Genomic DNA, 13131 nt, shown 5'->3' on the forward strand with positions numbered 1-13131 from the left:
TCAATTTCCATTTCTTTTAAAATTATTAAATTTGTGAAAATTAGAATTAGATTTAATCATAAAATTAAATCTGATATCTAAAGTCTAACATCTAACATCTATTATATAAAGTGTTTTACGATCATCAGCAGATAGAAAAAAAGTGGCAGAAATACTGGGAAGACAACCAAACGTACAAGACTTCCAATAACACAGACAAACCGAAATTTTATGTTCTCGATATGTTTCCGTATCCTTCAGGGGCAGGGCTTCACGTAGGTCACCCGCTGGGATATATTGCTTCCGATATTTATGCGAGATATAAAAGACATCAAGGTTTTAATGTGCTCCACCCGGTTGGTTATGACAGTTTCGGGCTTCCTGCTGAACAGTACGCCATTCAGACAGGGCAACATCCTGCGATTACGACTGAGCAAAACATTAATAGATACGAAGAGCAATTAAGAAAAATTGGTTTCTCTTTCGACTGGAGCAGAGAACTAAGAACTTCTGACGCATCTTATTATAAATGGACCCAATGGATTTTCATTGAATTGTTCCACTCATGGTATAATAAGGATACAGATAAAGCTGAATCTATTTCTACTTTAATTAAACATTTCGAAGAAAAAGGAACGGAAGGTTTAAACGCCAATCAAAACGATGAATTACATTTCACGGCAGAAGAATGGAAATCTGCTTCTGAAATTGATAAAGAAGATATCCTTTTAAATTACCGTTTAGCGTACAGAGCAGAAACAACGGTAAACTGGTGTCCTGCTTTAGGAACCGTGTTGGCTAACGACGAAATAAAAGACGGAAAATCCGAAAGAGGAGGTTTCCCTGTTTTCCAAAAGAAAATGATGCAGTGGAGCATGAGAATTTCTGCTTACTCTGAAAGATTATTGCAAGGTCTGAAAACTTTAGACTGGCCACAACCGTTGAAAGATTCTCAGGAATACTGGATCGGAAAATCTCAGGGAGCACAAGTGAAATTTGATGTTGATGGTCATAACGAAATTGTTGAGGTATTCACCACAAGACCTGATACAATCTTCGGGGCAACTTTCATGGTATTGGCTCCTGAAAATCCTTTAGTGGAAACCATTACAACAGCCGAACAAAAAGCTGAAGTAGAAAATTATATTGAAGAAACTTCTAAAAAATCTGAAAGAGACAGAATGTCTGACGTGAAAAACGTTTCAGGTGCTTTCACAGGAAGTTACGCGATCAACCCTTTCAGCAATGAAAAGATGCCGATCTATATTTCAGATTATGTGTTGATGGGGTACGGAACGGGTGCTGTAATGGCGGTTCCTGCACATGATGAGCGTGATCATAGATTTGCGAAGAAATTTAATTTAGAAATTAAAAAAGTAGTTGAGACGGACGAAGACGTTCAGGAAGCTTCTTTTGATTCTAAAACAAGTGTGTGTGTAAATTCTGATTTCTTAAACGGATTAAGTTATGATGAAGCGAAAGCTTTGGTAATTTCAGCGGTTGAAAAAAGAGGAATCGGGCACGGAACGACAAACTACAGACAGCGTGATGCCATTTTCTCAAGACAAAGATATTGGGGCGAGCCGGTTCCTATCTATTATAAGGATGGAATGCCATACACGTTACCAAATGCTGCATTGCCTTTGGAACTTCCTGAAGTTGAAAAATATTTGCCGACTGAAGACGGAGATCCGCCATTAGGAAATGCAAAAACTTTTGCTTGGGACGAAGTGAACCAAAAAGTTGTAGATACTCATTTAATTGACGAAAAAAGTATTTTCCCGCTAGAATTATCTACCATGCCGGGTTGGGCAGGGAGTTCTTGGTATTTCCTAAGATATATGGATCCTAATGATCAGGAAGCTTTCGTTAAAAAAGAACTGGCAGATTATTGGGGACAAGTAGATTTATACATCGGTGGTAGCGAGCACGCAACCGGTCACTTATTGTATTCTCGTTTCTGGAATATGTTCTTAAAGGATAGAGAATTTATCACTCATGACGAACCTTTCCAAAAGTTGATTAACCAAGGAATGATTTTGGGGATGAGTGCTTTTGTATATAGAATTGATGGTACAAATCAATATGTATCTAAAAATTTAGCAAAAGATTATACAACTCAAGCAATTCACGTTGATGTATCTTTATTAAAAGGAACTTCTGATGAGTTGGATACTGAAGCGTTCAAAGCTTGGAGACCAGATTATGCAGATGCTGAATTTATTTTAGAAGACGGAAAGTATATCACAGGTCGTGAAGTAGAAAAAATGTCTAAGTCTAAATACAATGTGGTAAATCCTGATGACATCTGTAATGAATATGGAGCAGACGGTTTAAGATTGTATGAAATGTTCTTAGGTCCATTGGAGCAATCTAAGCCTTGGAACACGCAAGGTCTAAGCGGAGTGTATGGTTTCCTTAAAAAATTCTGGAATCTGTATTTCAATGGAGAAACTTTTGAAGTTTCAGACGAAGAGCCTACAAAAGCTGAATATAAAGTTTTGCATACATTAATAAAGAAGGTAGTTTATGATATCGAAAACTTCTCTTTCAATACGTCTGTATCTTCATTTATGATCGCTGTAAATGAATTACAAAAAATAAAATGTAACAAACGCAATATTTTAGAACCTCTTGCCGTTATCATTTCTCCTTATGCGCCGCACATTTGTGAAGAGCTTTGGAGTTTATTAGGGAATAAAGAATCTATCGAATTCGAAAAATTCCCTGTGTTGAACGAGGATTACCTTGTGGAAGATGAAATTGAATATCCGGTGAGTGTAAATGGTAGAATGAAGTTCAAAATTTCACTTTCCGCTCAACTTTCGGCGAAGGAGGTGGAAGATTTGGTGATTCAAAGCGAAAAAATCCAGCAGATTTTGGAAGGAAAAACTCCTAAAAAAATCATTGTGGTGCATCACCGAATTGTGAATATAGTAATTTAAAAAAAAATTAACATTGGGAAATTAAAAAAAATGAAGGGTGAAATTTTTTAATTTTTTAACGTAAATGTTAAAATTGAGAAAAATTTCTAATTTTTTGAAAAATAATTATAATATCTAAATCGTATTAAAATTTCTTTATCAAAAAAAACTAAAATGTTTATTTAAGACTCTTGCATTTTAATTAATTTTGCCTTTAATTTACACCCTGTAAAATTTTAAAACAATATAATTTAGTTAAATATGGAAATGAATGTTTCAAAAAATGATGAGCAAGTAGTTGCTAGAAAAGCAGGAGGTCTTAATCCAGCTGTTATTATTCCTATTCTATTTTTAATAGGAGTTGCTATTTATTTATTCGTTCTTGGTAACCCAGGAAATTTCAAAGATGCAGAAAAACTAGGCGGTGGTTCTGTTGCTTTCTCAAGTGTTGAAGGAAAAGACATTCACCCAGAGTCGTTTTTAGGTATTATTTACAAAGGAGGGGTTATCGTACCTATCTTGATTACTTTCATGATTACTGTAATCGTTTTCTCTTTTGAAAGATATTTCGTTCTTGGTAAAGCTGCAGGAAAAGGAAACCTAGACAACTTCGTAGTACAAGTAAGAAGCTTGTTGAACAACAACAAAATCGACGAAGCTTTAGAAGAGTGCGACAGACAACAAGGTTCTGTAGGTAACGTAGTGAAAGAAGGTCTTACTACTTACAAAGCGCTTTCTCACGATACTACTTTAAATAAAGAGCAAAAAATGGTAGCGCTTAACAAAGCTATCGAAGAAGCTACAACTCTTGAAATGCCAATGCTAGAGAAAAACATGATGATTCTTTCTACATTAGGTACTGTTGCAACATTAGTAGCACTATTAGGAACGGTAATCGGGATGATTAAAGCATTCTTCGCGTTAGGTTCTGGAGGTGGTACTCCTGATGCTGCTGCACTTTCTACTGGTATCTCTGAGGCTTTGATTAACACGGCATTAGGTATTGGTACTTCAGCTATCGCTATCATCCTTTATAACTTCTTTACTTCTAAAATCGACGGATTAACTTATAAGATCGACGAGATCGCAATGAGCATCCAGCAGTCTTTCGCTGAATTCAACTAAGAATTTTAGCAAGGAATTTGTATAAGTAAAAAGAAGTTTAATTAAAAATCATTAATAATAATGGCGAGAGTCAAACCAAAAAGACATGGAGTAGTGACGGATATGACGGCAATGTGTGACGTTGCGTTCCTACTACTTACGTTCTTTATCTTGACCACTCAGTTTAAAAAACCTGACGTGGAGCAGATTAAACCGCCATCTTCAATATCAGAGAAGTTACTTCCTGATGCAAGTTTGATGACTATCAACGCTACGCCGGACGGAAAATTTTATTTCCAGCCAGTAGAAAATGCATCTGAGAGATTGCAGCTTTTAGACAATATGGGTAGAAAGTATGGTATTACTTTTGACAATAACGAAAAAGCTTCATTCCAGAAAGTACAAGCGATCGGCGTTCCTATGAACCAGCTGAAAAGCTATCTTGATTTGTCAGATGAAGAGCAGAAAAATTTTAAGAGTCCTACAGGGATTCCTATGGATAGTACAAATAAGCAGTTAGTAGACTGGGTACAACAAAGTTTAAGCGTAAATCCTGATTACAAATTAGCAATAAAGGGTGACGTTACTACTGAGTATCCAAAAGTTAAAAGCCTATTTGAGGGTTTAAGAGATATCGATTTTCTTAAATTTTGGTTGATTACATCACAAGAAGGTAAACCTTAATATCATTTAGAAATGGCAGAAGTACAAGTACAGGAAAAAGGCGGGAAAGGCGGCAAGGTTCGATCCAAGAAGCAGAATACCCGCGTAGATATGACTCCGATGGTGGACTTAGGGTTTCTTTTGATTACCTTCTTTATGTTTACAACCACATTCTCTAAACCGAATGTAATGGATTTGGGTCTTCCGGCAAAACCGAAAGATGAAAAACAAAAACCACCTCCAACAGAAATTAAACTTTCTAACTCGATCTCTTTATTATTAGGTAAAGACAACAGAATTTTCTGGCACCAACAAGATAATACATCTTTAACAGATCAGAACCTGAACGAAACTAACTTCGACAGAGAAGGGATTAGAAAAGTAATTGAGCAGGCAAAAGCAAACGCGGCTGATAAAACTAAGTTTACTGTTATTATCAAACCGACTGACGATGCTGTATATAAAAACTTTGTGGATATTCTTGACGAAATGGCAATTACAAAGAGCGAACAGTACGGGGTTACCGACTTGAAGCCTTGGGAAAAAGCTATTTACGATAAGAAAGTTGGTAATTCAGGAGCTCCGGCTGCTGCACCAGCTGCAAAGTAATTTAACCATAAAATTGTATATCTATGGCAGATGAAAATGTATACAATTCTAATCTAACTTTAGATGAGATTGTATTTGAAAATAGAAACAAGGAGTATGGTGCATACGATCTTAGACATCAGTATCCAAGATTACTGACAAAATCTTTTATCGTTGGAACAGCATTATTCCTAATTGCGGCTTTGTCTCCGTTCATTTATCTTACCATTAAAAGACTTACTGAACCACCTAAGCAAGAAGTGAAGGCAGATTTGGTAGAAATTCTTCAGGAAGATAAAATTATTGAGCAGCCAAAAGAAGAAGAACCACCTCCACCACCTCCACCTCCAAAAGAGGAAGAAAAAATCGAGGTTATTCAGAACGTGGTTCCTGAGCCTGTGAAAGCTCCAAAAATTGAGACTCCACCACCACCAATTTCTAAGCAATTAGAAACCACAACTGGTTTGGTAGCTCAGGAAGGTGTAAAAGCTCCGGCTTATACGCCACCACCGCCACCACCATCTACAGGTACTAAAGCTTCAACAGCTGAAGTTAAACCTCAGGTGAGTGATACTCAGGTGTATACGGAGGTAGAGCAAACTGCGGAATTCCCAGGAGGTATTAACTCTTTCAGAAAGAAAGTAGGTGATAACTTCGACGGATCTGCGATGAATGGTGACGAGGGTACGGTAAAAACAGAAATCACTTTCGTAGTTGAAAGGGATGGAAGTATTACTGACGTGAAGGCTAGCGGAGGAAACTCTGACTTCAACTCGGAAGCTATCAGAACAATTAAGTCTATTAAAAATAAATGGACTCCTGCAAAAATCAATGGTCAATCTGTTCGTTACCGATTTAGATTACCTTTAACTATGAATTTTGAAGGATAATTTATCTTTAAATAATAATTAAAAAAGAGAAGCTTATGCTTCTCTTTTTATTTTTTTTGGTATTTTTGTTACATGATGTTCAATTGGTTATCCCTTGTTACGGGATTATTTTATATCGTTTTAGGAATTGTAGTTATTATTTATAAATTCTTTTTTACAATTCTAGAACCTGCAGTAGCCTATGGATTAGGCGCACTTCTAATACTTTACGGAGTATTCAGAATCTATAGAGCTATTTCAAAAATTAAAAATTCTGGTGATGAAAAATAGTGTTAAACTAATAATGCTGCTTTTCATTAGTATGATTGCTATTAATTGCAAGCAGGAAGATAAATCTCCGTCTTATCATAAAGGTGATTTAACCATTCTTACGGATGAATCTTTTAAAAGTGTAACTGAAGCATTAGCAGAAGGTTATATGATTAATTATCCTGAAACGAAAATTAAGGTCGTAACAAAGAAAGAAGATCTAGGTTTTCTTGATCTTTTACAAGATAAAGCGAGAATTGCGGTGATGTCTAAGGAGCTTAATCCTGAAGAAATCAAAGCCTATGAAGAACAAGTAGATCTTAAATTTTTACCCGCGAAATTTGCTGCTGATGCGGTGATTTTTATCGTTCCTAAAGATTCTCCAAAGAATTCTATTACGATGGATGAAATTAAGAACGGGTTGGCATCGGAAAACAAAGAATTTATCTTTGACGGAGCAAACTCTAGTAACTTGAACTTCGTTGCTCAAAAACTAGGAAAAGAGCCAAAAGATTTAAAATTCTCTGTACTTCCGGGAAGTAAAAATATCATTGAAGAATTAAATAAATTTCCTGGTAAAATTGGAGTTATTGGTTTGAATACCTTCAGCAGACCTTATGATAAAACTTCTGAACAGCTGAGAGATTTAGTTAAAATTTTACCTGTTGAGAATAAAGGAGTATTGTATAATCCGGATTCTACCGGATTAAGAGAAATGAAATATCCGTTTACGCGTGTATTGTATTTTTTAACAAATGAAGGAAACTTTAACATCGCCAACGGATTTATCAGATATTCATGTACTCAATTGGGGCAAATGATTGTACAGAAGGAAGGCTTGCAGCCTTACAATATTTACAGAAGAGAAGTGCAAATGCGTTAAAAAGTATTAAATAAACTTTTTACCCGAAATAAATACACTATTTTGGTCTGAAAATTGTGTTTACAGTAATTCGAAATTTAGATTAGAAAATATAAAATGAAAGATATAATGAATATGAATGTAAAGAAGATTGCTTTTGGAGCAGCCGTGGTATTTTTTGCCAACTTTGCCTCTGCGCAAACGTTACAAGATGGTATTAACAGCATTGACAGCGACAAGTTTGCTCAAGCAAAAACTAATTTTACTAATATGATTGCTACGGCTCCTACGGCTGAAAATTATTTCTATTTAGGAAATACTTTCTTAAAGCAGGGCGAGCCTGATTTTGCTTCGGCTACTGAAAACTTTAACAAAGGTATTGCTGCAGACGGTAAAAGTTACCTAAACAAAATTGGTTTGGCTGCAGTGAAGTTAGGAAAAGGTGACAAATCTGCAATTGCTGAAATTCAAAAGATTGTAACAGATTCAAGAGAGAAAGATGCAGAAGTACTTTTCAGAGCGGCAGAAGCATTAACTTTATTTGAAAATAATAACTCTCCAGACCTTGCTATTCAGTTCTTGAACAAAGCAATCGAGAGAGCGTCTAAAAAAGAAGTCCCTGCATACTACTACTATACTTTAGGAGATGCATACAGATTGAAGAGAATTCCTGGTGATGCGATGACAGCTTATGACAAAGCGTTACCATTAGCTAAAAACAAAGCTTCTGTCTATACAAGAATCGGTACTTTGTGGATGGCTGCTCAACAATGGCAGCAAGCTAAAACAAGTATAGAAAAGGCAATTGCTACAGATGCTACGTATGCACCGGCATATAAGGCGTTAGCCGCTTATGATATTAAGTATCAGCAAAATGCTAAAGCGACTCAGGATTTGATCAACTATACAAAATATGCTGACGAAGATCCGTACACTCAGTTGGAAATTGCTAAATTATATTTCACAAACGAAGATTATGCTAATTCTAAAACAGTTTTAGATAAAATTTTTGATAAAGTACAAGACCCGATTAAGTTCAAGTTAAGAGCTTATCAATTATATGCTGAAGGAAAATATTCTGAAGCAAAACAAGCAATGGATACTTTCGTTTCTCAGGCAGAAAAATCAAGAGTTCAGCCTGCTGACCAAGGTTTACAAGGTCTAATTGCTGCTGGTTTGGCTAAAACTGAAACAGATGCTGCTAAAAAATCTGCTTTAACAACAGAATCTCAACAAAAGATTGCTATCGCTAAAGCGGCTAAAGACGAAACAATGAAGTGGGATCTTGAATTGGCAAACATCTCTGGAGGTGGTGCTGTTTCTCAGTCTTCTGTTGATGCAGGACCTACAAACCCTACGATTGAAGGGTTGAAGCAAAAAGTGGCTGCTAATGCGCAAGATTCAGATTCTTTATTCAAATTAGCAACAGCGTATCAGGATGCTAAAAACTGGAACGGAGCTATCCTTACATGGCAGAAAATGATTGCTCTTTTACCAGATTGGGCGCCTGCATATTACAGCCAAGGGTATTCTTATCAACAAGCGGGTAACAATGATGCAGCTAAAATTGCTTACGAAAAATTCATCAGCACAGTAAAACCTGCTGATCAGGAAGCAAACAAGCAGACTTTAGCATATGCTTACTTTGCAGTAGCTTATATGAGCAAAGACTCTGATGTTGCTAAAACTAAAGATTATCTTGCGAAATCTTTACAGTTAGATCCAACTTATCAGGATGCTGTAAAATTAAATGCAGAGATCAACAAGTAATTTAAAATTTAAATTATAGATATAAAAACTTCCCATTCGTAATGTTTGGGGAGTTTTTGTTTTAATGACTATATTTGAAAGTACGAATGTTGTAAGAGTAATTCTTAAGCGTTCTGTCTTACAAATTAAAGAATCAAACAAAAAATGAAAACAGATATACTTGCTTTTGGTGCTCATCCGGATGATGTGGAATTAGGATGTGGGGGGACAATTGCGAAATTAGTTTCTGAAGGAAAGATTTGCGCAATCGTAGATCTTACAAGAGGAGAATTGGGAACCAGAGGTACAGATGAAACCAGAAGAATAGAAGCAGCAGATTCTGCAAAGATCTTAGGAGTGGCTGCCAGAGAGAACTTGGCAATGAAGGATGGCTTTTTGGAAAACTCAGAAGAATATCAAATGAGGATCGTAAAAATGGTTCGTAAATACAGGCCAGAAATCGTCTTAGCGAATGCAATTGATGATAGACATCCAGATCACGCAAAAGGAGCGAAATTAGTATCGGATGCGTGCTTTTTGTCTGGACTGAGAAAAATTGAAACCGTTTTGGACGGAGAAAATCAGGAAGTGTGGAGACCCAAGCATATTTTCCATTATATTCAGTGGAAAGATATCAAACCGGAATTCGTAATCGACATCTCAAATCACTTAGATAAAAAAATTGAAGCGTGCATGGCTTTCAAAACTCAGTTTTATGATCCAACTTCTAAGGAACCAGAGACGCCAATTACGTCAAAAGACTTTTATGAGAGCTTAACGTACCGCGCACAGGATTTAGGAAGATTATCGGGAGTGACTTATGCTGAGGGCTTTACGTCTGAAAAGTTAATTTCTTTGAAAAATTTTGATGGAATAGTTTGGTAATTAAAAAATCTTACCTATATTTGCAGCACGAAAAACGGTGATTGTAGCTCAGTTGGTTAGAGCGTCGGATTGTGGTTCCGAAGGTCGTGGGTTCGAGACCCATCATTCACCCAAGAAAAGTACACTTTTTAAAAGTGTACTTTTTTATTTTATAATATTTCTACATTCCATTTTACATCGTATTATCTTCTAAATACAACATTTTATATAATGAAATTTCGGGTGTATTTAATCTCAGGCTTGGTAATGGGGATTTTTCTAACATAAATTATGTGTTTTCAAGTTTTTGTGTCATTTACCAATACATGTTAATAAAACACTATTTAGTGTTCAAATTTTCATTAATTGTTTGATACTCCATAAAGAAAGTATATTTTTGCAGTCCACAATATGAAAAATCATCATGATGATCTGTTGTTACTAAAAACTGAAAAACAATTAAACCATGAAACTGAAAAAAAATACCCTCAATTTATTCTTTTAATTCATCACCACTATTCATTTCCTAAAACTTAAGTAAATCTTCAAAAACCCTTTAAATAGGTAGATTAGATAATAAACACACTTTGTCTGATTAATTTATTTTGGCTGGATAACTTTTACCGATATTGAAGAAACTTCGAATATTCTATAGTAATGATTTAGTGTGATTTTGTCGACCAGAAACTTTAAAAATTTATAATGAATTAATTTAATTTTAAAGAGTCTTAATTATAGATGGAGTTCAGAAACCATTCAAACGAAGCGGAACCGAAAAGCTAAACGAGTAGGAAACATTTAAAACTAAGCATTAAAAATCATGAAAAAATTCTATTTTTTATTCTTAATCCTCAGTTCAATTTCTACATTTGCACAGTATAGTTACACAACGTACAATACTTCAAATTCAGGAGTAGGAAGCAATTATATTGCTGATATTAAGACTGATGCCAATGGTCTGTTATGGCTGGCGACTTATAACGGGGTTTCAACCTTCAACGGAACTACTTTTACCAATTACAATACTTCCAATTCCGGTATTGCGTCTAATTCAATTATAAAAATCCAAATTGATGGTTTGGGCAGAAAATGGATTGCATCTCAACTGAATGGAATCATCATGTATAACGGTACCACTTGGGTTAATTATACAACTTCCAATTCAGGATTGCCGACGAATACAATCAACGATATAGCTATTGACGGACAAAATAACCTGTGGATTGCAACAGATTCAGGACTTACAAAATTTAATGGTACTACCTGGAGTACTTATACCTCTGCAACGAATTTAAATTCTGTGGCAACTGACACTAATAATGGAGTTTGGGTGACAAATGATGGTGTATTGTATAAATTTAACGGAACAGATTTCGATTTTGTAGCGCAGGGAACTCAAAAAATATTGAGAATTGCCAACAATACAGTGTATGTGAAAGGTTATGATAGTTTAATTACGCTAACGACAAGCGGTACTAATCTTACTTTTATCTATCAAAGTACTTCTTGCCTTGCAGGATACAATCTTAATGCCTTGGACGTTGACACTAACAACAAAGTATGGATTGGGTTTAATGGGTCAGGTTTGCAAAACTTTACGGATTGCACTACCTATACTAAAACAAATACCAATTCTGGCTTGCCAGATGATTATTTTAGTGCAGTTAAGACACAATCTTCAGGAACGATCTGGCTGGGAACATTGCAGCTTGGTTTAGTGAAGATGTCGCCAAGTACTGTTCAAACAGGTTGTTTTCAAAAGATAGATGCAGGTAGTTTGCATAGTGTAGCTATAAAAACAGACGGAACATTGTGGACGTGGGGTAATAATTATTCAGGAGAATTAGGACATGGTACAAACACCAGTACATCAACCCCAAAACAAGTAGGAACCGGTAACAACTGGAAAGAAATTGTTGGCGGAAGCAGCCACACAATTGCTCAAAAAACAGATGGAACTCTTTGGGCATGGGGAGCAAATTCAGGCCAGTTGGGTAATGGTACAAATACAGCACAAAATACCCCCGTGCAAGTAGGAACTGCTAATGACTGGAAAGTTTTTGATACCGGAATGTATCACACGGTAGCTATAAAAAATAACGGAACCCTATGGGCATGGGGACTTAACCCTTATGGGCAGTTAGGTACAGGCAATACAACGGGCAGTTTAGTGCCTATTCAAATAGGAACTGCTAATAATTGGTTAGCTGTTCAATGCGGGCAGGATTTCACCATTGCATTAAAAACAGATGGAACACTTTGGGCATGGGGAAGCAACTATTATGGTGTTATTGGAGATGCTACCAATACCAATAGGCTGGTACCTACCCAAGTAGGAACTGCTAGCAACTGGCAAACGCTTGGTGTCGGAGGGCTTCATGCTACTGCATTAAAAACAGACGGAACACTTTGGGCATGGGGTTATAATGCTAATGGACAGCTTGGAGATGGAACAACAGTAAATAAAAATATTCCGACACAAATCGGAACAGCTACTAACTGGCAGACGATTGCTGCTGGAGGAAATCATACCCTTGCTATAAAATCCAACGGAACACTTTGGGCATGGGGAAGAAATCAATATGGACAATTAGGAAACGGAATTACAACTAACAGTAACGTTCCTTTACAAATAGGCAATCTTACGAACTGGAAAAATATTGTTGGTGGAATATCACATACCTTTGCATTAAAAAGTGATGGAACTATTAATACTTGGGGATTAAATTTATATGGTCAATTAGGTGATGGTTCTACTGTTGATAAAAATATTCCTACAGCTATTGCCTGCCCAACTTTAGGGGTTAATGACTTTGCAACGCCGAACAATACCCTACAGGTTTATCCAAACCCGGTTAATGATAAGCTGATGATTTCGCTTGATCAGAAGATATCTTTGGTATCGGTTTATAACCTATTAGGTCAGGAAGTATTGAGCAAAACAATAAATGCTAATGAAGGAACATTAGATCTTTCTGGTCTTGCATCAGGAGTTTATTTGGTTAAAGTCAATTCAAATGATTCGACTAAGACAATAAAAGTCATTAAAAAATAAATAGATTAAAATTAAATCAATGAATTGCTAACACGCAATCTGATTTTTGACTATTATTTACCAATCAAAGTACACTTGTAAAAAGTGTACTTTTTTATTTTATACCTTCCAGAAAATTTATTTCTCAACCTAATTTCAGGATATTCTCCTAAGTTTTTCCAAACAATTTCAATTGAACCTCACTATTTTGGAATTGTAATATTT

The 13131-nt window shown here is 35.8% G+C and carries 10 protein-coding genes and 1 tRNA gene; all 11 read left to right on the top strand.

The genetic code is table 11. The annotated features are described in order from the left end of the window. The first annotated feature begins 110 nt into the window (after positions 1 to 110). The 11 genes from leuS (at position 111) to ABEG63_RS00600 (ending at position 12927) form a co-directional block, all read left to right on the top strand. Positions 111 to 2924: a leucine--tRNA ligase gene (gene leuS / locus ABEG63_RS00550; RefSeq protein ID WP_346582156.1), complete on the top strand. Its 2814-nt coding sequence runs from the start codon at positions 111 to 113 to the stop codon at positions 2922 to 2924. Positions 2925 to 3164: 240 nt separating this feature from the next. Beyond that, on the top strand, positions 3165 to 4028 hold the full coding sequence (locus ABEG63_RS00555) for a MotA/TolQ/ExbB proton channel family protein (RefSeq protein WP_267402318.1): 864 nt from the start codon (positions 3165 to 3167) through the stop codon (positions 4026 to 4028). 60 nt (positions 4029 to 4088) lie between these two features. Further along, positions 4089 to 4691, top strand: coding sequence for a biopolymer transporter ExbD (locus ABEG63_RS00560; protein WP_312394524.1), 603 nt, complete (start codon positions 4089 to 4091; stop codon positions 4689 to 4691). A gap of 12 nt (positions 4692 to 4703) precedes the next feature. Then, entirely contained in the window at positions 4704 to 5279 is a 576-nt protein-coding gene (locus ABEG63_RS00565) for a biopolymer transporter ExbD (RefSeq protein WP_267402314.1), read from the top strand. A gap of 23 nt (positions 5280 to 5302) precedes the next feature. Then, on the top strand, positions 5303 to 6148 hold the full coding sequence (locus tag ABEG63_RS00570) for an energy transducer TonB (protein WP_267402312.1): 846 nt from the start codon (positions 5303 to 5305) through the stop codon (positions 6146 to 6148). 75 nt (positions 6149 to 6223) lie between these two features. Beyond that, complete coding sequence (locus ABEG63_RS00575; RefSeq protein ID WP_267402394.1) at positions 6224 to 6418, top strand: DUF308 domain-containing protein; 195 nt, start codon at positions 6224 to 6226, stop codon at positions 6416 to 6418. Continuing rightward, on the top strand, positions 6408 to 7280 hold the full coding sequence (locus ABEG63_RS00580) for a substrate-binding domain-containing protein (RefSeq protein ID WP_346582157.1): 873 nt from the start codon (positions 6408 to 6410) through the stop codon (positions 7278 to 7280). Before ABEG63_RS00575 ends, ABEG63_RS00580 begins: the two co-directional genes overlap by 11 nt. A gap of 96 nt (positions 7281 to 7376) precedes the next feature. Next, positions 7377 to 9029: a tetratricopeptide repeat protein gene (locus tag ABEG63_RS00585; protein WP_267402309.1), complete on the top strand. Its 1653-nt coding sequence runs from the start codon at positions 7377 to 7379 to the stop codon at positions 9027 to 9029. A 144-nt stretch (positions 9030 to 9173) separates the two neighbouring features. Continuing rightward, complete coding sequence (gene bshB1 / locus ABEG63_RS00590; protein ID WP_267402307.1) at positions 9174 to 9893, top strand: bacillithiol biosynthesis deacetylase BshB1; 720 nt, start codon at positions 9174 to 9176, stop codon at positions 9891 to 9893. A gap of 36 nt (positions 9894 to 9929) precedes the next feature. Beyond that, a tRNA-His gene (locus ABEG63_RS00595) sits at positions 9930 to 10005 on the top strand. 687 nt (positions 10006 to 10692) lie between these two features. Further along, positions 10693 to 12927, top strand: coding sequence for a T9SS type A sorting domain-containing protein (locus ABEG63_RS00600; protein WP_346582159.1), 2235 nt, complete (start codon positions 10693 to 10695; stop codon positions 12925 to 12927). The last annotated feature ends 204 nt before the right edge of the window (positions 12928 to 13131 follow it).

The sequence above is a fragment of the Chryseobacterium sp. C39-AII1 genome, from assembly GCF_039672645.1.
In the GTDB taxonomy this organism is placed as follows: domain Bacteria; phylum Bacteroidota; class Bacteroidia; order Flavobacteriales; family Weeksellaceae; genus Chryseobacterium.

What these genes read in the sequence shown, in the direction of transcription:
- ABEG63_RS00570 (WP_267402312.1), top strand. Translation starts at nt 5,303, where the DNA reads ATGGCAGATGAAAATGTATACAATTCTAATCTAACTTTAGATGAGATT.
- ABEG63_RS00565 (WP_267402314.1), top strand. Translation starts at nt 4,704, where the DNA reads ATGGCAGAAGTACAAGTACAGGAAAAAGGCGGGAAAGGCGGCAAGGTT.
- ABEG63_RS00560 (WP_312394524.1), top strand. Translation starts at nt 4,089, where the DNA reads ATGGCGAGAGTCAAACCAAAAAGACATGGAGTAGTGACGGATATGACG.
- ABEG63_RS00575 (WP_267402394.1), top strand. Translation starts at nt 6,224, where the DNA reads ATGTTCAATTGGTTATCCCTTGTTACGGGATTATTTTATATCGTTTTA.
- ABEG63_RS00580 (WP_346582157.1), top strand. Translation starts at nt 6,408, where the DNA reads ATGAAAAATAGTGTTAAACTAATAATGCTGCTTTTCATTAGTATGATT.
- ABEG63_RS00600 (WP_346582159.1), top strand. Translation starts at nt 10,693, where the DNA reads ATGAAAAAATTCTATTTTTTATTCTTAATCCTCAGTTCAATTTCTACA.
- ABEG63_RS00555 (WP_267402318.1), top strand. Translation starts at nt 3,165, where the DNA reads ATGGAAATGAATGTTTCAAAAAATGATGAGCAAGTAGTTGCTAGAAAA.
- bshB1 (WP_267402307.1), top strand. Translation starts at nt 9,174, where the DNA reads ATGAAAACAGATATACTTGCTTTTGGTGCTCATCCGGATGATGTGGAA.
- ABEG63_RS00585 (WP_267402309.1), top strand. Translation starts at nt 7,377, where the DNA reads ATGAAAGATATAATGAATATGAATGTAAAGAAGATTGCTTTTGGAGCA.